Below are 22,802 nucleotides of genomic sequence, written 5' to 3'. Positions count from 1 at the left end.
GTACCGACCGCGACTCGTCGCGACGGGTGGTGCACCGGTAGCTGCGATCATACATAGGTAGGACCAGGAGTTACAGACAACTCTCTCTATGGTGCGAGCCGGGCTCCGTTCGCCGCCGGTTCCCAGTTCGCGACCAGGGCGAGCAGGCCCGGGAACCGGGCCTCGAGGTCGTCGACCCGGACCACATTGCGGCGCTCCAGGCCGTGCTGCCACTGCCGGATGAGCCCCGCCTCGCGCAGCACCCGCCAGTGGTGTGTGCGTGTGGACTTCGGCCGGTCGATCTCGAACCAGCCGCAGGCCTGCGGGACGCCTCCGGAGTCCAGGTAATACGCCCGCACGATGCTGAGTCGCAGCGGATCGCTCAGGGCGGCCAGCACCGTTTCCAGTCGCATCTCCGCACGGCTGGGCTCGGGTAGCGGATCGCTGGGAACGCTCGGGCTCTCCCGTCGAGTGGTGATATCCGGCACGGTTCTCCTCGGCTCGTCGTCCAGTACGACAATTATCGTACTTGATGCTACAGTTCGACTTTGTTCGTACTTGTTCGAGAATACTCGTACTTGAGTCAGGAGTTGAATATGGCCGCAACCGCCGTTCTCGAAGCGCGCGCCCCCGGCGACCACGCCACACGGCTGCGTGTCTGGTCGGCCGCGTGGCCGATCGCCGCGGTATTCGTTCTCGCCAACGCGGCCACCCCGCTGTATGTGCTCTGGCAGGCCGAATTCGGATTCAGCAAGAGCACGCTCACGGCCGTCTTCTGCTGCTATATGGCCGGAATGGCCCTCGCCCTGCTGATCTCCGGAGTCGTCTCCGACCGGCTCGGCCGTAAGACGGTGCTGGTGCCCGCCCTCGTCCTCGCGATAGCCGCCGCCCTGATCTTCGCCGCGGCGCCGGGCATCATCGCCCTGTTCATCGCGCGCACGCTCACCGGTATCGCCAGTGGCGCGATGGTTTCCGCGGGGGTGGCTGCGGTGAGCGATATCGCGGGACGGGCGCATACCCGTACGGCCGCATTGGCGGGCGCGGTCGGTATCGCGGTCGGAACTGGCCTCGGACCACTGCTGGGCGGGGTCCTCTCCGAAACCGTGCCCGGCCCGACCGTCACCGTATTCCTGGTGGAGACGGTGTTCCTGCTGGTGGCGCTGGCCATCGTCGTAGTGGTGCCGATCCCGCGGGCCGACGGGCCCCGCGCAACCGCCTGGATCCGTGTGCCCCGGGTACCCCAACCGAACCGCCGCGAGCTGCTCGTCGCCGTCACGGTGGCGGGTCCCGCGCTGACCACCACCGCGTTCATGCTGTCACTGGCGCCGTCGCTGCTCTCGGAATTGCTGGGCACGACGAACCGGATCGTCGCCGGCGTCCTGGCCTGCCTGACCTTCGCCGTCGCCACCGCCAGCCAGTTCGCACTGCGCGGCCTGCCGGTGCGTCGGCTGCTGCTGATCTCGGTGGTGAGCACCGTCGTCTGCGTGGCGTCGCTGGTCGTCGCGGTCGACACCTCCTCGGTAGCCGTACTGGCCGCGGCCGCCGTTCTGGCCGGCGCGGCCTACGGTCCGGGGATGCTCGGCGGGCTGTCCCTGCTCAATGTCGATATCCCGGCCGGTCGGCTGGCCGAGGCCAACGCCGCTCTCAATATCGGCGCCTATGCCTTCGCCGGGCTGATGATTCTGGGCCTGGGTGTGCTCAGCGATCATCTCGGGTTCGCCACGGGAGTAACACTGTTCGCTGTTGTCGCCGGCGCCGTGGCGCTGGCCGGCGGGTCCCTCGCCGCCGCCGGAGTGCGTACCAGCGTCAGCTGATCGAGTAGGGTCCGGGCCCCGCCGAGCGCGCTCGGCGGGGCAGCGATCCGTTCCGCAGCCGATGCGATGCCCGGCGGCTCCGATGAACGGTGCCGAGTACCGTGCCCGGTCCGGGTGGTGCGGGAAATCCGGGCTCATCCGGAAGACGGGACGGTCAGAACATTGCGTCGGGGAGCTGTCCGGCATCGGGTAGGGGCTGGATCACCCGGGTGGTAGTGGCGAGCAGCAGCCGGACCCGGCGATACTCGACCTGTGATCGAGGACGGGCCCGTCGGCCGGCAACTGCGGGAGTGGCGGCACCCGAGGAAATTGAGTCAGCTCGAGCCGGCGATACAGGCCGAAGTGTCGCCGCGGCACATCAGTTTCGTAGCGACCGGGCGTACCGTGCCCAGCAGCGCCATGGTGCTGCGGCCGGCCGAGCACCTGGATGTTCCGCTGCGCGAACGCAATCGCCTGCCCGTCGCAGCCGACCACCCATCGCTGGACCCCGCCGATGCCGCCACCAGCCAGTTCTTCCAGGCGGGTACCGATCCACGGTGCGTGGCCGGTTCCGTGCGGCGAGGCGGGAGGAGCGCGAGATGAGGCGGCCGCGCGTAGTGCGAGCGACCGTCACCGTTACCCCCCGAGGCCAATATTGGGCCGTCGCCTTCAGCGAATACGACGACGAGCTGTTCACCGCGCTGGAGGCCGTGATCTCCCGGGAAAAACGCCAGTGGGACAGGGACAATCGTGAGTGGCGGATATTCGCGGGGATCACGCAACTGTGCACCGAACTGGAACGATTCGGTGCGAAGGTCACCTGGACCAACGAACACCCTCGGCAGCCCCGGGAAACCGACGACGACGTCGAGCACTGGAAGATGCAGTACGAGGCGATGGCCGCCGCCGCGCACCGACTGGAGGAAGAAGTGCTGCGTCTGCAGGACGTGGTGGCGGACCGAGTTCCGCCCGCACCCGGGCCCGGCGATTGGGCGGAGCAGTTGTTCGCCGCCGTCGGCGAGCCGCTCGTGGACAGTGTGTACAAGGCCCTGTCCCTGTGCCTGCATCCCGACCGTCCGGACGGGGACACCGCGTTGATGCAGCAATTGAACAATGCGCGGGAAACGGTGCGGAAGCGATGAGCGCCCACGGCGCCGGAACCGGGTCGGTCCGCTGCCCCGCTACGGGTACGCCTCGATCAGGGCCCGATCTTGTCGGCCGCAGTCGCGAGAGCATGCGCTGAGCACGAGAAAGCCCCTCATCCACAGTTGTGGATGAGGGGCTCGAGTGGAGCTGCCGGGAATCGAACCCGGGTCCTCCGCCGCTTCACCAGGGCTTCTCCGTGTGCAGTTCGCTGTGCCTCTACTCGGATCTCTCGGTCTCGCGAACAAGCCGGGATGACGATCCCAGTCGCTGTTGGATGTCCCGTGTTACTCCGCGACCGAGTCGCACGGTGAGCCCTCTAGCTGATGCCGGCACCGAAGCCGAGGGCGAACCTCGGGCCGACAGAGACGCTATCGCTTAGGCAGCGAGAGCGTACTCGCGCTGATTGGAATCGGCGCTTAATTGGTTGCAACGACGCTTACGGTGGTCTCTTGCCTGCACCGACACGCTTCCCCTGAATCTACGTACGCAGTCGAAACCGTTCAGCCCCGCACGCCCCGGCACCTTGCCGGGCTAGTCATGTTAACACCTCGGCCGCCGCGGTTCATTCCCGTTTTCCGGTGCGTACGCCGTGCTCAGCGCATGCCCTTGATTCGGCGGCCGATCTCGCGGGTCACCTCGCGCTCGGCGGTGCGGCGGGCCAGGTCCTGGCGTTTGTCGTAGTCCTGCTTGCCCTTGGCGAGGGCGAGCTCGACCTTCACTTTGCCGTCGGAGAAATACATCGACAGCGGAACCAGGGTCTGGTTGCCCTCACGGGATTTGCCGACGAGTCGTTCGATCTCCCGTTTGTGCAGCAATAGTTTGCGGACCCGGCGCGGTGCGTGGTTGGTCCAGGTGCCGTGGCTGAACTCGGGGATGTGCAGACCCCGCAACCACACTTCGCCGTTGTCGACTGTCGCGAAGGCGTCCACCAGTGAGGCCTTGCTCTCACGCAGACTCTTGACCTCGGTACCGACCAGCGCGATCCCGGCCTCGTAGGTGTCCAGGATCGTGTAGTTGTGCCGTGCCCGGCGGTTGGTCGCGATGACCTTGCGCCCGTTCTCCTTCATATCGACAACCTTAAGCCGCTGGAGCAACGGGATTATTCCCGGTCGCTGCTCAGCCGGGTCACAGGATCAGATAGAGGAAGAGAACCGCGACGAACGCGACGACCAACAGCACCGTTGACAGGCGGGGCCGGTGTGGGGTGTGCGGACGGGACGGCCGGTTCAGCCAGCCGCTGTCGACCGACGGATCTGTGCTCCGTGTTCGCGGCGGCCCGTCGGCGGGCTCGCCGGGGGAACCGCCCCCGTCGCCGCCGATGGTGTCGTCGGACCCGTCCCCGGATACCATGCACGCAGACTAGCTGTGCGGGCAGATATTCGCGGACGGGGCGCGCGGACTCCGGTCAGCGGGGGGATCTCAGGATGCGGAGCGTGAATCCGAGACCGATGAGGATCGCGGCGGTGGCCGCGAGGGCGGTCGCGAAGGATTGCGTGATAGCGGCGATACCGGTACTGAAAATGAGGCAGGTGGCGAGGGCCAGCAGTGCGGTGCCCCATTCCATGCCGGCTATCCGGGTAGGTCGGTTACGCAGTGCTGTCATATTTTCCGGGTACCCGGCGGCGTGGTTTATCAAACCGTTATTGCCGTAATTTCCGGAAGTGTGGTAACCGACCTGCAGGTCTGCTGTACGGGGAGTGCGGTGGCGGGCCATAGCAGAACCTCCGTTCGGAGTCGGTGCGGCGTTGTGTTTCACCGTAACGGAGAAATCTCCGCCTGGACACCGGGTGGCAAATCTAGAGACAACCATCACAGCTCGTCTTTCGAAAATGTGGGGTTGTGCAAATTCGGTCGTTATTATTCGGAGTATTGCCTGTTCCAGTAGCTGAAGTAGGTTCCAGTGGCACGGATGAGACCGCAAGTTTGTTTTGCGGTGCGACCCCTGTCGCGCATCGACGAATGGTTTGCTGCTCATTAACTGTTACCTGTTGGATTCGGGCATAACGCTGCCGGTAACGACGCCTCCTAAGCTTGGGGTATGTGGAATCGATGCCATCGGGCGCCGCGCTGCCGGGCCCTGCACCGGGCGGCTCCGGTCCCGGGGGTCCGGCGGTGACCGACTGGTACGAGCGCACCGGCCGTATCGCGGCGCTGACCGGAGCCGGGATCTCCACCGACAGCGGTATCCCGGATTTCCGTGGGCCGCGCGGAGTCTGGACCGAGGACCCCATCGCCGAACTGCTGTCCACCTACGACAACTACCTGGCCGACCCCGACCTGCGGGAGCGGTCCTGGCGCGCCCGCCGGGACAATCCCGCCTGGGGCGCGGAACCGAACGGCGCCCATCGCGCGCTGGTGGAGTTGGAGCGGGCCGGGCGGGCGCTGACGATCATCACCCAGAACATCGACAGGCTGCATCAACGTGCCGGTTCCGCGCCGCAGCGGGTGCTGGAGATCCACGGCAATATGTTCGATGTCGTCTGCGTGCAGTGCGACTACCGCGCAACCATGGCCGCGACCCTGGAACGGGTCGCGGCCGGTGTGGCCGACCCGCCCTGCCCGGTATGCGGTGGAGTGCTCAAGGCGGACGTCATCATGTTCGGTCAGGCGCTGGACCGCCGGACGCTGATCAAAGCGTCGCTGGCCGCCGAGACCGCGGACATATTCCTCGCCATCGGGACTTCGCTCCAGGTGGAGCCGGCGGCCTCCCTGTGCGGGCGAGCAGTGGCCGCGGGCGCCGATCTGATCATCGTGAACGCCGAACCCACACCCTACGATTCGCTGGCCACCGAGGTCGTGCGCGAACCCATCGGCACCGCGCTACCCGTACTGGTCGACCGGATCCTGGGCCGCTGAGACCGGGCCGAGCACTCGGTCCGAGTAGTCGTTGGCGAACCGCCCGTCGGGGTCGAAGCGCCGGCGTACCGCGGCGAACCGGTCCCACTCGGGGTAGCGGGTGCGCAGTGTGGCCGCGGACTGGTAGTGGCGTTTACCCCAGTGCGGCCGGCCGTCGTAGCGGTCGAATATCGCTTCGCAGGCGCGGAAGAACGGCTCGTGATCCATCCCCTGGTATTGGTGCACCGCGATATAGCAGGTCGCGCGCCCGCCCGCAGGGGAGAGGAAAGCGTCGTCGCCCGCCACCCAGCGCACCTCGATCGGCATCGGGCTGTCGAAACGTTTCGCGGTGTCCTTGATCTCGCGGATGGCGGCCGCCGAATGCGCGCGCGGGATCGCGTACTCCATCTCGGTGAACCGGAACAGTCGCGGACTGGTGAACACTCGATACGAGCGATCCACTTGGCGGCGGTAACTGCCCGCGTAGGCGGCGCCGCGCTGGATCCAGGGAATGAGCGCGGGTCGGCGGCGAGCCAGTCGGCACAGTCCGTCGAACGCGTAATTGGACAGCAGGATATCGGCGAACCAGTCCACGATCTCGGCCCGGGGAGCGGCCGGCAGCTCGACGCGATTGTTGCGTTTGGTCATCGCGATCGGGCTGTGCGCGAACATGTAGAACTCGAAATGGTCGTTGCCGTCGATATGGGAATCGAGGTCGGCGAGCACCTCGTCGACCGGAATCGGCCGTTCGATGCCCTCGAGCACGAACGATGGGACGAGTCGGAGGGTGAACGCGGTGACCACGCCGAGCGCCCCGATGCCGACTCGGGCGGCGCGCCAGGCCTGGGGATCGGAGTCCTCGGTCAGTTCGACGACGTTTCCGTCGGCGGTCATCATCTCCACCGCGTGCAGTGCCGCGGAGATATTGGGCAGTCGGCCGCCGGTGCCGTGTGTGCCGGTGGCGGTGGCGCCCGCGATGGTCTGCACGTCGATATCCCCGAGATTCGGGAAGGCCAGCCCGTAGTCGTCCAGCCGGGTGTTGAGCGCGGCCAGCGTCATACCGGCCTGGACCCGGGCCAGGCCGGATTCACGATCGACGTCCAGGACGCGGTTCATCCGGGAGAGGTCGAGTAACAGGCCGTCGGTGAGGCAGGTATCGGTGAACGAGTGGCCGGCCCCGGCCACTCGGACCCGGTGCCCGTGGTCGGCGGCCCGGGCCAGTTCGGCGGCCAGTTCGGCGTGATCGCGCGGTGCGCGGAGTCGAGCCGGCGCGCACTGTTGATCACCGGCCCAGTTCACCCATAACTTGGTCACACGTCCAACTCTAGGGGACGGCGGCGTCCGCCGTCGGGTGAACCGGAGACAGGCCGCGGATGCGCCCGGATCAGCGGCGGCGGCTCGGGAACGGACCCGGTTTCGCCGCCTTGGCCTGCTCGACCTCGGCCAGGCTGAGCGCGTTCACGGTCAGCGCCTGCGGCGGGGTGTCGGCGGCGCGGATCCCGTTCAGCGTGATCGCCATGTACCGCCGCCAGATATCGGAATCGATCGGGCGGGCGAAATCGGCCAGCGAATCGACCATGTAGATCAGTGCGAACAGATCGGTCGCCTCGATGCCGGGCTGAACCACCCCGGCTGCCCTGGCCCGCTCCATCACGGCCGCGACCGTGGGACCGATCTCTTCGCGCGGACAGTCGAACCGGGCACGGTCCTCGCCCAGCTCGAGCATGACCTCGCTGAAGCCGCGATCGGTGGCCATCCGCCGGCAGGCGTACTCGAAGAGCCGCACCAGACCCTCCCATGGATCGTCGGCGACGAGCGCTTCCTCGGCCACTTCGGCGAATTCGCGGATATGGCCGGTGAAAACCTCGGAGACGAGTTCGCGTCTGTTCGCGAACCGCCGGTACACCGTGCCCACTCCGACTCCGGCGCGTTCGGCCACATCGTCGAGCGTGATCTCGAGTCCACGATCGGCGAACAGCTCGCGTGCGGCGTCCACGATGCGCTGCTGGTTGCGCGCCGCGTCGACCCGGAGACGGCGCGTCCCGGGCGCGGTGGTGGCGAGATTCACATCCGGCATGGTAGCAAGCTACGAATTAACCGGACCCGGTTTCGATCCGGCCGAGCGGATCTCCCGGGCAGCCTGCGGATACCGTTGCGGGTGAACAACCGTGGGTATTCGGCAGCCGTGTTGTCCACCACCCTTTCCGATGGTGGCGCGGAGGTTCGTACACTGCTCGAATCGGATGCCGCCGACGCGGGGCTCGGATACCTCGGGGGGACAGTGGTGACCTACCCGGACACGGTCGTGACCGGGCTCCGGCCACCTGATGGGGTCTGCGGAAAGGCGCGGCGGGACAACGCGGTACGGCATGAGCTGAACGTAAGACGGTACAAGCGAGAGGGGTCGGGTCATGAAGGTGTCGCGTTCGGTTCACCAGTGGCGGCCGGGTCAGCGGGCGACCGTCCGATGACCGCGTTCCGGAAGGTCGCCGACGAACCGGCGTGGTACCGGGCAGGGCGCGCGGTCGCTCTGGTCACCGCGGGTGCCGGTTCCCCGCTGCCCGTGGGTACATCGCCGGTTAGCATTGTTGACTCGGCGCTACCGGGTGCACTGATCGGAGCGGATGCGGGCCGGGTGCCGCCGGCGGGCGCGGGTACCGGATCGTGCGGTCCGCCCACCACCTTCGGCGCCGCCGGCTCCGGGACGATCGGGTCGGCCACCGGCGGCGCCTACGCGCTCGGCGCTATCGTGCTCGCCGCCGGGTCCTGCCTCGCCGCGGTGTCGCTCGCCGTCGTGACCGCGGGGCTGTTCGGATGATCACGATGACCAGCCGCGTGCGGCCGACCACGAAGGGAGACCCGAGCATGGCCCACAACCGAGCCGGACGGCCCGCCCGCCCAGGCGATCTGGTGGACGTTCCGGGACTGGTGACCGCGTACTACAGCCGGGTACCGGATCCCGCCGAACCCACCCAGCGGGTGGCGTTCGGCACCTCCGGTCATCGTGGTTCGAGCCTCGACGGCACGTTCAACGAGGCGCATATCCTGGCCATCACCCAGGCGATCGTCGAATACCGGGCGACCCGCGAGATCACCGGACCCGTCTATCTGGCACGCGACACCCACGCGCTGTCCGAACCCGCCTGGACCACGGTCCTCGAGGTGCTGGCCGGAAACGAGATAGGCGCCGTGGTCGACTCCCGCGGCCGCTACACCCCGACACCCGCGCTGAGTCACGCGGTGGTGCGGCACAACCGGGACGAGACCCGGCACCAGGCCGACGGCATCGTGGTGACCCCCTCGCACAACCCGCCGCGGGACGGCGGCATCAAATACAACCCCCCGCACGGCGGCCCGGCCGATACCGGCGCCACCGACAGCATCGCCGAACGCGCCAACGAACTGTTGCGCGGCGGCCTGGCCGGGGTGAAACGTGCCCCGCTGACCCAGGCGATGGATGTGGTCGGGCGCTACGACTATCTCGACCACTACATAGCCGACCTGCCCGCGGTCCTGAACCTGGACGCCATTCGGGGCGCGGGGATCCGGCTCGGCGCCGATCCGATGGGCGGCGCCAGCGTCGACTACTGGGAGGAGATCGGTCAGCGCTACGACCTCGATCTCGAGGTGGTGAATCCGACCGTGGATCCCACCTGGCGCTTCATGACGCTGGACAGCGACGGCCAGATCCGGATGGACCCCTCGTCGCCCCACGCCATGGCCTCGTTGGTCGCGATCCGCGACGACTACGACATCTCCACCGGCAACGACGCCGACGCCGACCGGCACGGCATCGTCACACCCGACGGCGGCCTGATGAACCCGAACCATTTCCTGGCGGTGGCCATCGAATACCTGGTGGCCAACCGCCGGGGCTGGGACGCGCTCACCAAGATCGGCAAGACCGCGGTCACCTCCTCGATGATCGATCGGGTGGTGAGTGTGCTGGGCCGGGACGTCCACGAGGTGCCGGTCGGGTTCAAATGGTTCGTCCCCGGCCTGTTCAGCGGCAGTCTCGCGTTCGGGGGCGAGGAGAGCGCCGGCGCGTCGTTCCTGCGGATGGACGGGACCGTCTGGACCACCGAGAAGGACGGGATCCTGATGGCTCTGCTGGCCGCCGAGATCGCCGCGGTCACCGGACAGAGCCCGTCGGCTCGCTACCACGAACTCGAGCGCCGCTACGGCAGTCCCGCCTACGCCCGGATCGACGCTCCCGCCGACCCCGAGCAGAAGAAACTGCTCGCCGCACTCGACCCCGGCCAGGTCACCGGTGCCGAGATCGCGGGCGAACCGATCACCGAGGTCGCCACCCGAGCCCGGGGCAACGGCGCGTCACTGGGCGGGTTGAAGGTGAGCACCGACAATGCCTGGTTCGCGGCGCGACCTTCGGGCACCGAGGACAAGTACAAGATCTACGCGGAGTCGTTCCACGGTCCCGAACACCTCGCGAAGGTGCAGGAGGCCGCGCAGGAGATGGTCGGGCGGGTGCTGACCGGCGGATAGCCCGAACGCGTCCGCGATGCTCCCGAGGCTCGACGGTGCTCTTCCGGTAGCGCCGCGACCCCTGCGACGGTAATCCCCGCCCCGACGCGGGGAATGGTGACGTGTGGCCCGGCGTTGAGTGCCTGGGTGAGTGGTGAGGCCGTGGCAGATGATCGACCCGGGTCCGGGAGCGAGTACGGATCGGGTGGACGGGCCGCGGTACCCGTATCGGGCGGACGGATCTCGGCCCGCCTGCGATCGAGCAGATCCGGCAGGCCCCCGCTGCCCAGTGAGATCTGGGTCCTGCTCGGCGCGGCGTTCTGTGTATCGATCGGATTCGGCCTGGTGTCGCCGATTCTCCCGCAGTTCGCGCTGAGTTTCGGGGTCGGCATCGCGGCCGCCTCGGCCATCGTCAGCGCCTTCGCCGCCATGCGGTTGCTGTTCGCGCCGGTCAGTGGGCGGCTGGTGCAGTTGCTGGGCGAACGACGGATCTACATGGTGGGGCTGCTCATCGTGGCGGTCTCCACCGGCGCCAGTGCCTTCGCACAGACCTACTGGCAGCTGATCGTGCTGCGGTCGCTCGGCGGGGTCGGGTCCACCATGTTCACCGTCTCATCGATGGCCCTCGTGATCCGGCTGTCGCCGCCCGCCGAACGCGGCCGGGTCACCGGATTGTGGTCCACCTGTTTCCTCATCGGCGGGCTGTCCGGGCCCCTGATCGGCGGCGTGCTGGCCGGCTTCGGATTGCGCGCCCCTTTCCTGATCTACGCGACCGCCCTGCTGGCGGCGGTCGCGGTCGTCTACTTCAACCTGCGCGACTCCCGGATCGCCGAATCCGAATCGGGGGCCGACATCCGCACCGTCAGCTTCCGGCAAGGTCTGGCACGCCCCGAGTACCGGGCGGCGCTGTGGTCCAACTTCGCCAACGGCGCCGCCGTGTTCGGAGTGCGCATGGCGCTCGTCCCGCTGCTGGTGGTCGAGGTGCTCGGCCAGCCGTCCGGGATGGCCGGCGTGGCGCTCACGATATTCGCCGCCGGCAACGCGACCGTGCTGTTCTTCTCCGGCCGGCTGTCCGACCGCTACGGCCGCCGCCCCCTGCTGATCTCCGGCGCGCTGGTGTGCGCGGTCGGCACCACCGGCCTCGGCCTGGCCCCGAACCTGACCTGGCTGCTGGTCACCTCGTTCGTCGCCGGGATCGGGTCGGGCCTGTTCACCCCCGCCCAGCAGGCCGCCGTCGGCGATATCATCGGCTCCCGCGCCCGCGGCGGTACCATGCTCGCGGGTTTCCAGATGGCCCAGGACCTGGGCACCGTCCTCGGGCCCATCGTCGTCGGCGCGATCGCCCAGCGGCTTTCCTACGGCGCGGGCCTGGCCGTCACCGGATCGCTGCTGGCCGTCGCCGCACTGGCCTGGCTGATCGTGCCCGAACCGATGGACCGCCCGCCCGCCGCCCCGGACCGCGCCGAGCCTCCCGCGCACCGTGCGGGCGCGTCGAAAGCAGCGGTCGACGGGCTGACCACGGGTACGGGAACCACCGGGTTCCCGGGCGGACCCATCGGCGACGCGGATCCGAAAACCCGGTCCTGAGCGGGTCGGCGCCCGGTCTCGCGTGATTCACACGTGACCGGTTCGCCCCCATACGGCAGAGTGGTCGCGTGAGCAATTCGCCGTCCGACTACACCCCGCGGCCCATGTCCAACCGGACCACCTACGCCCTCGGCGCCCTGGCCCTTGTCCTGATCGCGCTGATCGTCGTCTTCGCCTACCGCTGGGGCGGCGGCCAGGAAGCCGAGGTCCGCAACGACGGCTACGGCCCGGTCCGCAACGCGGCGGTCACCGCCGCGCTACAGAGCGACGGCGGCGTGCGGCTCGGCCGTCCCGACGCCCCGAAAACCATCGAGGTCTACGAAGACCCCATGTGCCCGGCCTGCGGTCACCTGGAAACCCTCTACGGCCAAGAGCTCGCCCAGAAACTCGACGAGGGCAAACTCGCCATCCGCTACCGCTTCGTCAACTTCCTCGACCCCAAATCGTCGAGCGGCGACTACTCCACCCGCGCCATCGCGGCCCTGCAGTGCGTGGCGGAAACCGGTTCCGGCGTCACCTATTCGAAGTTCCACGACACGATCTTCACCACCCGCCAGCCGGACGAAGGCTCCGAACTCACCGACGACGAGCTGCTCACCATCGCCACCGAATCCGGCGCCACCGAACCCGCCCGCACCTGCATCTCCGAGGGTGCCCGGATCGCCGAGGTGAAGAACCAGGCCCCCGGCACCCTCGAAGACTTGAAGGCCGCACTCGACGGTGACGCGGCAACGCCCAGTGTGTTCGATGTCGCCACCAAGATCGACGTCAACGAGCCGGACTGGGTCCAGCAGCTGGCCCCGTGACCTCAGCGTTCACCCGGAATCCAGGCGATTTGGCTACCGGTGTGGAGGTGGTGTAACTTCGTTCAGGCAGCCGGGGAACCGGCGGCAACCGTCCGGGGCTATGGCGCAGCTGGTAGCGCACCACACTGGCAGTGTGGGGGTCAGGGGTTCGAGTCCCCTTAGCTCCACCTGAAACCCCAGGTCAGGCCCGGTCTAGCGCCGGGCCTGACCTGTTTATTTTGATCCAACCCCACGGTTACCCCCCCGGTTTCGCCCAGCTACCAGAGTTATCCCACGCCGCCGCTGCACCCATCTCGGATGGCGGCTGTGAGCTTTGCCGCGTAGCCGACCATCTGCTGTGTCATCGCTGCGTCGTTATCGGATCGAGCCGGACTTCACTGTCTGTGCGTTGCGACCGGAGCGCACAGTGGCGTGTGTCGGGGGCGGCCGGCGGGGTCGGTGATGTGGTCGCGGGCCTGTTGTTCGGTGGTGGGTAGCAGGTACTCCACGTCGTATCGACCTTCGCCGCGACTTAGGAAACCGGCTTCGCCTACGTCGGGAGATCGCCCTCCTTGCTCCTTCTGTGGATGCCTGTCGGCTGAGTAGTGCCGCCTTCCCCTGGAAGCGTGCCGGTGTGATGGCGTTGCTCTATGTCGGACCAAACTTATACAATGAATCACCAGAGAAATTCTGATTCAGGAAGGGTTCGGGCATGATTACCGCAGGTGATCGGATCGCGCGTGCCATCGAGGCTGCCGGGCTGAGTCAGCGAGAACTTGCCGCCATCACGGGGATCTCTCAGTCGACCTTGTCGCGGACCATCGGTGGTGAGCGCGTGGCGAAGATGAACGAGTTGATGGCGATCGCTCGGGCTGCGGGATGTGTGCTGACGGAGCTCACCGGCGCCTCGCGGGTGGCTGATGACGTGCAGTGTGCGGCGAGGGCGGTCAACGGTGCGTCGATGGACTCGATGCATGTACAGATACTGCATTTCGTCGAGCTCGACGCCTACCTCGACGACCAGGCCATAGCGGCGGTCGTGTGAGCGCGGAATCCGAGGGCCAGAAGGAAGCGACGCGGTTCCGGCAACAGCACAACCTCGGCACTGCTCCGCTGGGTGACTTGGTGACGCTGATCGAACAGGCTGTCGGAGCCGACGTCGCTGTTCTCGACACCGAGCCGAACCAGCACGGGATGACAATGCGGCGTGGGACGGACGGGCCTATCTACATCGCTGTGACCCGCACTATCCATCCGATGCGGCAGCGCAGCACTCTCGCTCACGAGCTGGCCCACGTTATCTTTGGTGACTGGTCCGCAGAGGCGATTGTTGACTCACCGAACCCGATAGAGAGCCGCGCGAACAGCTTCGCCAGACATCTCCTGGTACCCCAAGAGGGGGTGAAGGAGATGATCACCAGCGAACACGTCGGGCCGGGCCGCGCCCTCCTGTCGGCGGTAGTGCAGCGGTTCCTGGTCTCGCCAACGATCGCGGCGATCGCCTTGGAACAATGCGGCCGCATCAACAGAGCAACCAAGGACGAATGGATGTCGGTGACCACACCGACACTGGCAGCCGAATTCGGCTGGATGGAGCGTTACCAGGCGCTGGCGGAGGCGTCAAACAGCCGCCGAGCCCCCCAGCGGCTGCTTGCCCGAGCGATATCGGGCTGGCTGCAGAACCTGGTGCCCATCCAAACCATCGCGACGCTACGGGGCTTGAGTGCTGATGAAGCCGAAGAAGAACTGCGCAGGGAGGGACTTCAACCGGCTGAGGTAAACGTGACTCCGAGCTGGAGCAAAACATCTGAGCTGCCAGAGGTTTCGATCGACCTCTCAGAGTTCGACGCAGACATGAACGATAGCCTCAGGGAGTGAGTCAACGGCCGGTCATCGACGCAGGTCCCGCTCTGAACTTCCTGGCAGTCAACCAAGCCCGACTACTGATCGGGGTGCTGGGAGAGATCAGCACGCCTGAAACCGTCGAAACCGAAGTTCTGCGAAAGGCTCGAACCGACCGTCGGTTCGAGCCTGTTGAGCGCGAATGGTCGAAGCTGACACCCAGGTGGATCGAAGTCCTCTCCGACGATTGGACCGAACTCGATTCAGTGGGCTCCCGGTTGGCGCGGATGCCCCTGGATGAACGCAAGAAGCACGCCAAAGACCTCGGCGAGCTGATGGTCGTCGCCCATGCCCTCGTCGCCGCCGAAAAGGGCCAAGACGTCACAGTAATCATTGATGAACAGGCCGGCGCGGCCATGGCCACCGTCGAAGCAGGCAACCTCGACCGCCGCCGCGCAGCAGGTAAGCCAGTTGGGCGCATTCTCGTGGTCAACACCGCAACGATCCTCGAAAAGGCAGTTCAGAAGAATTTGGTGAAAGACAAGACCGCGACGCGGTCCCTCTACCGCCGGTTGCGGGACCTTGACGACGGCTTGGTCCCCATCGAGCAAACCTCACTGCTGAGCCCTACTCTGTGGGCTCCACCGTCCTCTGATTGACCTGGTCACGAATCGCCGGAGTGTCTCTGCCGGGTAAGCATGACGAAGTCATCTCCCGGTGATCCGGTTGCTGGATCGAAAGGCTGAACCCGGTGCGCACACTGAGCGGCTGGATAGTGTGGTCGGATGCCGAACACAGGACTCCCAAGTCGAGTAATCCTCCTCAACGGGATATCGAGTTCAGGCAAGACCACCCTTGCCCGCGCTATCCAGGACGAGAGCGATACCCCGTTCGTCTACTGGGGAATCGACACCCTGTTCGGCCTGGCGCCACCGAACTGGGGCGGTGGACGCGACGGCCCGCTCAGCCGCGACGGATTCTGGTATGACCGCAGCGGCCACGACGCCGACGGTCACCCGGTCGTGGTCATCCGCTACGGCCACGTCGGGCGGCGCATGCTGCACTCCGCATGCGCCGCAGCCGCCGCATTCGCGCGCGGCGGCGACGATCTGGTCATCGACGAGATGCTCCTGACCCCAGACTTGTTGCCGATCTGGATGGACGCCCTGGCCGGCCTGGATGTCCAGCTCGTCGGCGTCACCTGCCCGTTGGCCGTCGCTGAACAGCGAGAACAGGACCGACGCCACCCGATTGGTCTGGCGCGCGGTCACTTACATACCGTTCACGACCACGGCTACACCTACGACATGACCGTCGACACGACTACGAGAACACCCGCTGCCCTGGCCAGAACCATCCTGCGGCACCAGCACCCCGCGCACGAACAGCGCGGCACCAGCCGATGACCTCCGACATCACCGTCGCAACTTCCCCACCCGCCCAGCAGCACTCGGATTCACCGCCTAGAAGGGGCAATTCGCTGGCAACCAAGGCCTGAATGTCGGTGACATCAGTCACGGGGCATCATCCCAGGATTGGGAAGCCCATGGTCGGGTGTGCTCGGGAGATGTGATTGAGTGTGCCCGAGAACCGGACGTGCGGTTTGGATTGCTATTTCCCGTGCTCTCAAGGGTTTTTATGTACATATGCCAACCCCGACCCGCCTCCGGCCACTTCCGGTGTGATCCGCGACAATCGCGCAGCCCGGGCATGAGGTTCCGGCCGACGAAGCGTCGAGATTCCGGTGGTGACAGAATTTTCCAGTTCACCGAAGAGCAGTCATGACAGCATCAGAGGTGATTCCGCAGGCGCCCGGCGGACTGCCGCTGCTCGGTCATGTTGTGCCACTGCTCCGTGATCCGCTCGCGTTGCTGACCTCCCTGCCCGCCTACGGTGACCTGGTCCAGATCCGCCTCGGCCCCGGCCGCGTGGTCGTGGTCTGCAGCCCGGAGCTGGCCGCCGAGGTGTTTCGGGACGACCGCACTTTCGACAAGGGCGGGTTCCTCATCGACCGGGTAGGGGAGTTGCTCGGCGACGGCCTGCTCACCTGTCCGCATGATCTGCACCGGCGGCAGCGCAAACTCGTCCAGCCCGCCTTCCGTCGCGAGCGCCTTGCCGGGTACGCGCAGATGATGACCGCCCATACCGCTGCTTTCACCAGCCGCTGGCACGATGGCCAGGTTTTGGATGTACCGGCGGAGATGGCCGAGCTCACCATGGCGATCGCGATGGAGACGATGTTCTCCCAGGGTCTCTCATCCGAGGCCGCCCGTCGCGCCGCTGACGATCTCACCACGATCACCGAGGAAATGTTCCGGCGGTTGATCACCCCACGGCTGCTGGACCGGCTTCCCACACCCGGCAACCGCCGCTACCGCCGCGCATGCGACCGCCTGCGCCAGATCGTCGGCGACATCATCGCTGAGCGCCGGGCCGATGGCGCCGACCACGGCGATTTCCTGTCGATGCTGTTGGACGCCCGCGACGAAAGCACATCGGAGAGAAACGCAACCCTGACCGACACCGATATCAGAGACCAGGTCATCACACTTTTCGGCGCAGGGTGGGAGACCACCGCCAATACCCTGACCTGGGCACTGCACCTGCTGGCCGGCAACCCCGGCATACGAGATCGGGTTCACGCAGAGGTGGATGCGGTACTTGCAGGGGCTCCGGCCGGATTCGAGCACTTGCCGAAACTGGAGCTGACGAGCCGCGTCGTGACCGAGACCCTCCGACTGTATCCGCCGGGATGGATCCTCACCCGTACCGTCACCGCCGACACCCACCTCGGCGGATACCCGGTATCCCCCGGAACGACTGTTGTGGTCAGCCCCTATCTCATCCACCATCGGCCAGAGGTCTTCACCGACCCCGAGCGTTTCGACCCCGACCGGTGGGCTCAGGCCGCGGCGCCACCACGTAACGCGTCGATCCAGTTCGGCGGAGGCGCCCGCAAATGCGTCGGCGACCAGTTCGCTCTCACCGAGGCAGTCCTCGCCCTCGCCACCATGACCGCCCGCTGGCGCCTGGACCCGGTCCCCGGCCAGCAGGTCCGCCCTGCTGCGGCTGTAGCCCTGCACCCCTCGGGCCTGCGGATGCGTGTCACGTCCCGCACCCACACCCCGTCGGGTGACGTCCATCGACCACCACTGCAAGCCGATCGGCCATTCCCCGAAGGACGAAAGTCCGTCGGCTGTCCGGCCGGAAAAGAAACGTAGGCCACGATGGACCCGCTGATAGAGACACAGCCCACCGCTGCATCCGATTACCCACCGGAAAGCGGGGTGCTCCGGCATCTGGCCGTCATCCTGGACGGCAATCGACGTTGGGCCCGTAGCCATGGCCGCAGCACCTCGAAGGGATACCAGCACGGGGGAGATCGGGTCCTGGACCTGCTCACCTGGTGTCGGGACATCGCCGACCTCGAGGTCGTCACCCTGTGGCCCCTGTCCACCGAAAACCTGCGCCGGCCCGACACCGAACTCGACGACCTGCTCCGGGTGATCGTCAGTACGGCACAGGCTATCGCCGCGACACAGCGGTGGCGTATTCGCTACCTCGGTGTACCGGAACGATTGCCGGCGCGATGGACCGAGGCATTGTTTCGGGCCGCAGACGACACCGAGCAGGTCGTCGGCCCGACGGCGAATATCGCCGTTGCCTATGGTGGTCACGATGAGATCGCGCGCAGTGTTCAGAGAATGCTCGTGGCACATCGCGCGGCAGGCAGCTTGGACGACCTGATACAGCACGTCGACCCCGCGGATATCGCCCGGCATCTGGATACCATGGGCCAGCCCGATCCGGACCTGGTCATCCGCACCTCCGGCGAGCAGCGCCTGTCCGGCTTCATGCCCTGGCAGACCGCCTACACCGAGTACTACTTCTGCCCAGTGACCTGGCCCGACTTCCAGCATGCCGACTTTCTTCGTGCACTGTCCTGGTACAGGCAGCGCGTTCGCACATATGGACAGTGAAGTCGAGAAGGGTGTAACTCCCGGCACGGAGGGTGGCGGCCGGTGACTACTCGGTCCGATTCGACCGCCGCCCTGCACACTCGCGCGCCGGGAGCGACGCCGCGTCCCGCCCCGCCGCACCCTCATTCCACCGACTCATCGGGATCGGAGTAAGACATGACCCATATCGCTGATGACAGTGCCGTTGCCGCGGGGGAGGCGGCCCGCAGGGCCCCGGTCCCCCTGCCGTTTCCCACTCGTTACCGGCCCGCCGCCCGGGCGCGCAAGCACGTGGTCGACTGGGCCGGCCGAATGCGGCTCGTGAACACCGATGCCGAGCGGGCCCGCCTGGACAGCTGGAACTTCGAGAATGTCGTCGGCTGCTTCTATCCCGACGCCGACGGTGACGCCATCGATCTGCTGGCCGACTGGAACGCCTACCTGACCCTGCTCGACGACCAATTCGACGTGACCACCGGCTTCGAGGCGCCCCACGTCGTCCACGTCATCCTCGACATGGTCCTGGACGTGCTCTACGCCGTGCCCGGCACCAACCCCCATCCCGGTGTGCAGTTCTGCGATGCGCTGTCCGATATCATGCGCCGTGTTGCCGCCACCGGCGCCGGCCCTGTCTGGCTCGGGCGGCTGCGCGAGAGTACCCGCCTGTTCTTCACCGCAATCCAGCAACAGTCCATCGACCACGCGCTGGGTACACCCCTGGATATTCCCACTCTGCTGTCTCGGCGTCGCGCGGATGTCGGCATCCAGATGATGTTCGACTGGAATGCCCTGATGCGCGGGTGGGAGCTGCCTGTATCCATCTCGGAGACGGTCGAGTTCCGGCGCATGCACGACGCTCTGGCCGACGTCGCGGTCATGATCAACGATGTCTTCTCCGCCTATCGTGAGCGTGATCAGATCGGTGGCACCTACAGCACCGTGATACTGCTCGAACGCGGTGGCGCCTCCCACGACGAGGCGAATGTCGAGGTACGCCGACTCATTCAACATGCCCTGGACAACTACCTCACTGCCAAAGGTCGTATTCCCGCGCTCCTCGATCTCATGAAGGTGGACGCAGCTACCCGGACCGGGACGGTGCAGCACATCGCTGACATGGAGAGCGTCATCGCCGGCCTCGAACTCCTCTACCGCAACAAGTCCGGTCGCTACGATCCCGAAGCAGCCCGTTACAGCCGAAGCGTGCCCACCCACGTCGCCGATTGGGGATTCCGCGAGATCGCCACACACAGGGCCGCATTCAGTTGATCCGCACCACATCGCGCACCATCCAGCACCGCGACCGGCGCGACAGCGGGTACGCGGCATCGATAGCCACAACGCGGCGACTCGCCCCGGCCACCGGACGGGACACCGCTGTATGACCGGTCGGAATCCGGCCACGGCCCGCAGCGCCACGGTGGTGATCGGCGATTCGCCGGCCGCCACCAAAGGTCCTCGCCCAGTGCCAGCGGACCTCCATCCCGGAGAAATATTCGCCGAGGCGCGGACGTCGTGCGACCCGGCGCTGCGAGAGGCTGTCGAACAGTTGCCGGATCCCTTGCGCCTCATGGCCGGTTATCACTTCGGCTGGTGGGACGAGACAGGGCACCCGACTCGAGGACGATCAGGTAAAGGGCTGCGGGCGGCCCTCGTGTTCGCCGTCACGGCCGCCTGCGGGGGCGCGGAGTCGACAGCTGTGGCGGCTGCCGCGGCGATCGAGATGCTGCACAACTTCACCCTGGTTCACGACGATGTGATGGACGCCGACGAGATGCGGCACGGCCGAGCCACCGTGTGGCGAGTGTGGGGCAGCGATGCGGCCCTCGTGCTGGGGGACGCGATGCACGCGATGACGATCCGGATGCTGCTGAACCTGCCGACTGCGTCGGTCGCCGAAGCGGTGGGCCGAGTCGAGGCAGCCACAGTGGAGATGTGCCGGGGTCAATACGAGGACTTGATGTTCGAGTCCCGCCCGACTGTCGAGGCGGGCGAGTACATGCGGATGGTGCTGGGGAAGACCGGTTCGCTGATGGGCTGCGCGTGCGCACTGGGTGCGCTGTGCGCCGACGCCGACGCCGACACCGTAGCCGCGTTCGACCACTTCGGCCGTGAACTGGGTGCGGCATTCCAGTTCACCGATGATGTGCTCGGGATCGTGGGTGATACGGCCGTGACCGGCAAGCCGGTCGGTAACGACCTGGCCCGGCGCAAACGGTCGCTGCCGGTGGTAGCGGCCTTGGATTCGGGTTGCCCGGAGGCCGCCGACCTGCGCGAGCTGTATCGATCCGATGGGCCGATGACTACTGCCGACGTGGCGCGAGCCACGCGGTTCGTGGAGGCCTGTGGAGCCCTGGACTGGACGCGGCAGCAGGCCGACCTGCGTGCACAGTCCGCGTTTGCCGCACTGCCCGCCGGGACCGCTACTGTCAGGCTTCGCCTCCTGACCCAGGCCGCCGTCCGACGGGATCAGTGATGGTAGAAGCGCCCCCTCTCGAGGAGCGCGTCGTGCTCCTGGACGAGTCCGGTTATGCCATCGGCACCGCACCGAAAGCTGGAGTCCACACCGATCACACCCCGCTGCACCTTGCGTTCTCCTGCTATGTCTTCGGACAGGACGGGCGCTTTCTGGCCACACAGCGCGCGACCGACAAGAAGACCTGGCCGGGCGTGTGGACCAACAGTGCTTGCGGTCATCCCGCGCCCGGCGAGCCGCTTCCGGACGCGGTTCGGCGGCGACTATCGGACGAACTCGGCCTTCGCACCGCCGAAATCGATCTCGTCGTGCCCACATTCAGATATCGCGCAGTCATGTTCGACGGGACCGTCGAGTACGAGCTGTGCCCCGTCTACCGAGCGATCGTCGATAGCTCGCCCACCCCGAACCCAGCCGAGGTATCGACGGCCTGTTGGCTCGATTGGGACGACTTCGCCACGCAGGCCGCCACCACGCTGGCACCGATCTCCCCGTGGTGCCTAGAACAACTGGCCATTCTCACCCGGCTGGGTAGTCCTCTCACCTGGCCCGTTGCCGCGGACGCCGAACTGCCGCCCGCGGCCCGGATGGGCCCGTAGCCACGACGTCTACGTCTACACGGTGTTCGCATCGTTATTCGAAAGTCATTCAGCAACCTCGGTTGTGGATGCCGGGTCTTCGGGGTGGTCAACCCTGACGATGGTCATATCGGATGGGTGGTCGTTCGGGCGATGCGGTGGGTAGTTGCCGCTCTTAACGTCATTCGTCATGCGAATGAGAGTGTGGGCCGAGATGGGCCGGTGGTTGTTTGTCGCGGTACTGGTGGTGTTGGCCGGTGGGGTGGTTGTGGTGTGGCTGTCCCCAGGAGGTTTGGGGCAGCCGGGTCCGGTCGAGATCACCGAGGGGCCTTCGGTGTCGATGTATCGGGGTCTGGCCGGTGCCTTCGATTCCTCCCCGACGCTGGTGCGGTTGGTGGAGTTGTTCGGGGAGGGGTGCCTGCTGGTTCTGGGCGTGCTGTGGGCGCGGTCGGGGTGGTCGGGTTTCCGAGGCCGGCAGTGGCCGCTGGTAGTGGCGACCGGGGCGACGGCACTGGGCACGGTCGGGGCATATGTGATCAGTGAGGCTGTGAAGTTGGTGGTCGATGAGGAACGACCGTGCCGCGCAGTGCGTTCGGCGGTCGAGGTCGCCTCTTGCCCGCCGGCCGGTGATTGGTCTTTTCCCAGCAATCACGCAACTCTTGCGGCGGGCCTGGCTGTGGGGCTGGTGGTCACGTGGCGCAGGTCGGCTGTTCCGGTGGTGGCGTTGATGGCCGTGGCAGTGGTATCGCGGGTGGCGGCGGGGGTCCACTACCCGCACGATGTGCTCGCGGGTTGTGTGCTCGGTGCCTGCACGGTCGGTGCGCTGCTGGCTGTGGTGAGATCAGCGGAGCCGGTTGTGCGAGGCGGTATCCGACGCGGCGACACCGGCCTCGTAGGCCACGACCGCAGCGGCCGCGCGGTTGTCGACGCCGAGCGTGGCCAGGATCGAACTCGCATGAGCTTTGATCGTCCCCTCCACCACGGTCAACCGGCGCGCGATCTGCCGGTTGGTCAGACCGGCGCCGAGCAGAGCCAAGACCTGCCGCTCCCGCACGGTGAGCGCTTCGACCCGGGTTCGGGCGCTCGCCCGGCCGTCGGCCACCGATCGCGGCCCGGAGTTCGCCAGGTGGGCAACGACTCGCGCGGCGACCTTCGGTGACAGATAGGCGGCGCCGTCGGCCACCCCCGAACTTCTCGAAAGCATCCCCGATCGATCCACACACTGACCTTAGAACTTGGGAGACAACTCCTTGTGCCGCTCGCTGGCGAAGTCTCGCAGCGCCTGCCTGTCCATCGATCGATGGCGATTTCGCGGCCGCGATCCCAGGCCAGGGTGCACC

24 protein-coding genes, 1 tRNA gene, 1 other RNA gene and 1 pseudogene are annotated in these 22,802 nt (G+C 66.8%); 19 read left to right on the top strand and 8 right to left on the bottom strand.

Annotation, left to right across the window (positions count from 1 at the left end; all coding sequences use genetic code 11):
• Positions 1–86 precede the first annotated feature (86 nt).
• On the bottom strand, positions 87–467 hold the full coding sequence (locus OG804_RS16600) for an ArsR/SmtB family transcription factor (protein WP_328387544.1): 381 nt from the start codon (positions 465–467) through the stop codon (positions 87–89).
• A gap of 108 nt (positions 468–575) precedes the next feature.
• Here OG804_RS16600 and OG804_RS16595 point away from each other — a divergent pair, with 108 nt between their 5' ends.
• The 3 genes from OG804_RS16595 to OG804_RS16585 all read left to right on the top strand — a co-directional run bounded on the left by OG804_RS16595 (position 576) and on the right by OG804_RS16585 (position 2,914).
• A complete protein-coding gene (locus tag OG804_RS16595) occupies positions 576–1,793 on the top strand; it encodes an MFS transporter (RefSeq protein WP_328387542.1) in 1,218 nt (405 codons plus the stop codon).
• A 252-nt stretch (positions 1,794–2,045) separates the two neighbouring features.
• On the top strand, positions 2,046–2,375 hold the full coding sequence (locus tag OG804_RS16590; protein WP_442941545.1) for a helix-turn-helix domain-containing protein: 330 nt from the start codon (positions 2,046–2,048) through the stop codon (positions 2,373–2,375).
• The gene (locus OG804_RS16585) at positions 2,372–2,914 is read left to right on the top strand and encodes a hypothetical protein (protein ID WP_328387540.1); all 543 of its coding nucleotides are present in this window, start codon (positions 2,372–2,374) and stop codon (positions 2,912–2,914) included. Before OG804_RS16590 ends, OG804_RS16585 begins: the two co-directional genes overlap by 4 nt.
• 143 nt (positions 2,915–3,057) lie before the next feature.
• On the opposite strand, the gene ssrA is transcribed toward OG804_RS16585, so the two are convergent.
• The 4 genes from ssrA to OG804_RS16565 form a co-directional block, all read right to left on the bottom strand.
• Positions 3,058–3,426, bottom strand: a transfer-messenger RNA (tmRNA) gene (gene ssrA / locus OG804_RS16580).
• Positions 3,427–3,511: 85 nt separating this feature from the next.
• On the bottom strand, positions 3,512–3,985 hold the full coding sequence (smpB, locus tag OG804_RS16575; RefSeq protein WP_328387538.1) for an SsrA-binding protein SmpB: 474 nt from the start codon (positions 3,983–3,985) through the stop codon (positions 3,512–3,514).
• A 58-nt stretch (positions 3,986–4,043) separates the two neighbouring features.
• Positions 4,044–4,268: a hypothetical protein gene (locus OG804_RS16570; RefSeq protein WP_328387537.1), complete on the bottom strand. Its 225-nt coding sequence runs from the start codon at positions 4,266–4,268 to the stop codon at positions 4,044–4,046.
• Positions 4,269–4,323: 55 nt separating this feature from the next.
• Positions 4,324–4,521, bottom strand: coding sequence for a hypothetical protein (locus OG804_RS16565; RefSeq protein ID WP_328387535.1), 198 nt, complete (start codon positions 4,519–4,521; stop codon positions 4,324–4,326).
• Between the two features lie 446 nt (positions 4,522–4,967).
• Here OG804_RS16565 and OG804_RS16560 point away from each other — a divergent pair, with 446 nt between their 5' ends.
• Positions 4,968–5,774, top strand: coding sequence for an SIR2 family NAD-dependent protein deacylase (locus tag OG804_RS16560; protein ID WP_328398447.1), 807 nt, complete (start codon positions 4,968–4,970; stop codon positions 5,772–5,774).
• Here the strand turns inward: OG804_RS16560 and OG804_RS16555 are convergent.
• Positions 5,739–7,067 carry a D-arabinono-1,4-lactone oxidase gene (locus OG804_RS16555; protein WP_328387533.1) on the bottom strand — a complete coding sequence of 443 codons (1,329 nt, stop codon included), beginning with the start codon at positions 7,065–7,067 and terminating at the stop codon, positions 5,739–5,741. The genes OG804_RS16560 and OG804_RS16555 overlap by 36 nt on opposite strands.
• 70 nt (positions 7,068–7,137) lie before the next feature.
• A complete protein-coding gene (locus tag OG804_RS16550; protein ID WP_328387532.1) occupies positions 7,138–7,830 on the bottom strand; it encodes a TetR/AcrR family transcriptional regulator in 693 nt (230 codons plus the stop codon).
• Between the two features lie 390 nt (positions 7,831–8,220).
• Here OG804_RS16550 and OG804_RS16545 point away from each other — a divergent pair, with 390 nt between their 5' ends.
• From OG804_RS16545 to OG804_RS32360, 15 genes and pseudogenes are all read left to right on the top strand, one after another.
• Positions 8,221–8,571, top strand: a complete 351-nt coding sequence (locus OG804_RS16545) for a fluoride efflux transporter CrcB (protein WP_328387531.1) — start codon at positions 8,221–8,223, stop codon at positions 8,569–8,571.
• A gap of 47 nt (positions 8,572–8,618) precedes the next feature.
• Positions 8,619–10,256, top strand: a complete 1,638-nt coding sequence (pgm, locus tag OG804_RS16540; protein ID WP_328387529.1) for a phosphoglucomutase (alpha-D-glucose-1,6-bisphosphate-dependent) — start codon at positions 8,619–8,621, stop codon at positions 10,254–10,256.
• A 231-nt stretch (positions 10,257–10,487) separates the two neighbouring features.
• Positions 10,488–11,822 (top strand): MFS transporter, encoded by a 1,335-nt coding sequence (locus OG804_RS16535; RefSeq protein ID WP_328398445.1) that lies wholly within the window; start codon positions 10,488–10,490, stop codon positions 11,820–11,822.
• A gap of 68 nt (positions 11,823–11,890) precedes the next feature.
• Positions 11,891–12,628: a DsbA family protein gene (locus OG804_RS16530; protein ID WP_328387527.1), complete on the top strand. Its 738-nt coding sequence runs from the start codon at positions 11,891–11,893 to the stop codon at positions 12,626–12,628.
• Between the two features lie 94 nt (positions 12,629–12,722).
• Positions 12,723–12,795 (top strand) — tRNA-Ala (locus OG804_RS16525).
• 524 nt (positions 12,796–13,319) lie between these two features.
• Positions 13,320–13,652 carry a helix-turn-helix domain-containing protein gene (locus OG804_RS16520; protein WP_328387525.1) on the top strand — a complete coding sequence of 111 codons (333 nt, stop codon included), beginning with the start codon at positions 13,320–13,322 and terminating at the stop codon, positions 13,650–13,652.
• The gene (locus tag OG804_RS16515; protein ID WP_328387523.1) at positions 13,649–14,485 is read left to right on the top strand and encodes an ImmA/IrrE family metallo-endopeptidase; all 837 of its coding nucleotides are present in this window, start codon (positions 13,649–13,651) and stop codon (positions 14,483–14,485) included. Before OG804_RS16520 ends, OG804_RS16515 begins: the two co-directional genes overlap by 4 nt.
• Positions 14,482–15,108: a hypothetical protein gene (locus OG804_RS16510; protein ID WP_328387521.1), complete on the top strand. Its 627-nt coding sequence runs from the start codon at positions 14,482–14,484 to the stop codon at positions 15,106–15,108. The genes OG804_RS16515 and OG804_RS16510 overlap by 4 nt, the downstream gene beginning before the upstream one ends.
• Positions 15,109–15,234: 126 nt before the next feature.
• Positions 15,235–15,855, top strand: a complete 621-nt coding sequence (locus OG804_RS16505) for a chloramphenicol phosphotransferase CPT family protein (RefSeq protein WP_328387519.1) — start codon at positions 15,235–15,237, stop codon at positions 15,853–15,855.
• A gap of 375 nt (positions 15,856–16,230) precedes the next feature.
• A complete protein-coding gene (locus OG804_RS16500) occupies positions 16,231–17,670 on the top strand; it encodes a cytochrome P450 (RefSeq protein WP_328387517.1) in 1,440 nt (479 codons plus the stop codon).
• Positions 17,671–17,676: 6 nt separating this feature from the next.
• Entirely contained in the window at positions 17,677–18,429 is a 753-nt protein-coding gene (gene uppS, locus OG804_RS16495) for a polyprenyl diphosphate synthase (protein WP_328387515.1), read from the top strand.
• Between the two features lie 156 nt (positions 18,430–18,585).
• Positions 18,586–19,677 (top strand): terpene synthase family protein, encoded by a 1,092-nt coding sequence (locus OG804_RS16490; RefSeq protein WP_328387513.1) that lies wholly within the window; start codon positions 18,586–18,588, stop codon positions 19,675–19,677.
• A 196-nt stretch (positions 19,678–19,873) separates the two neighbouring features.
• Entirely contained in the window at positions 19,874–20,884 is a 1,011-nt protein-coding gene (locus tag OG804_RS16485; protein WP_328387511.1) for a polyprenyl synthetase family protein, read from the top strand.
• On the top strand, positions 20,884–21,483 hold the full coding sequence (gene idi, locus OG804_RS16480; protein ID WP_328387509.1) for an isopentenyl-diphosphate Delta-isomerase: 600 nt from the start codon (positions 20,884–20,886) through the stop codon (positions 21,481–21,483). Before OG804_RS16485 ends, idi begins: the two co-directional genes overlap by 1 nt.
• A gap of 169 nt (positions 21,484–21,652) precedes the next feature.
• A pseudogene (locus tag OG804_RS32360) lies at positions 21,653–22,288 on the top strand (phosphatase PAP2 family protein); the annotation flags it as partial.
• Positions 22,289–22,303: 15 nt separating this feature from the next.
• Here OG804_RS32360 and OG804_RS16475 read toward each other — a convergent pair.
• Complete coding sequence (locus OG804_RS16475; RefSeq protein WP_328387507.1) at positions 22,304–22,666, bottom strand: LuxR C-terminal-related transcriptional regulator; 363 nt, start codon at positions 22,664–22,666, stop codon at positions 22,304–22,306.
• Positions 22,667–22,802 lie beyond the last annotated feature (136 nt).

This window comes from Nocardia sp. NBC_00416 (assembly GCF_036032445.1).
GTDB lineage: Bacteria > Actinomycetota > Actinomycetes > Mycobacteriales > Mycobacteriaceae > Nocardia.
Note: the sequence above shows the minus strand (reverse complement) of the source record. Positions and strands in the feature narration are given on the sequence as shown.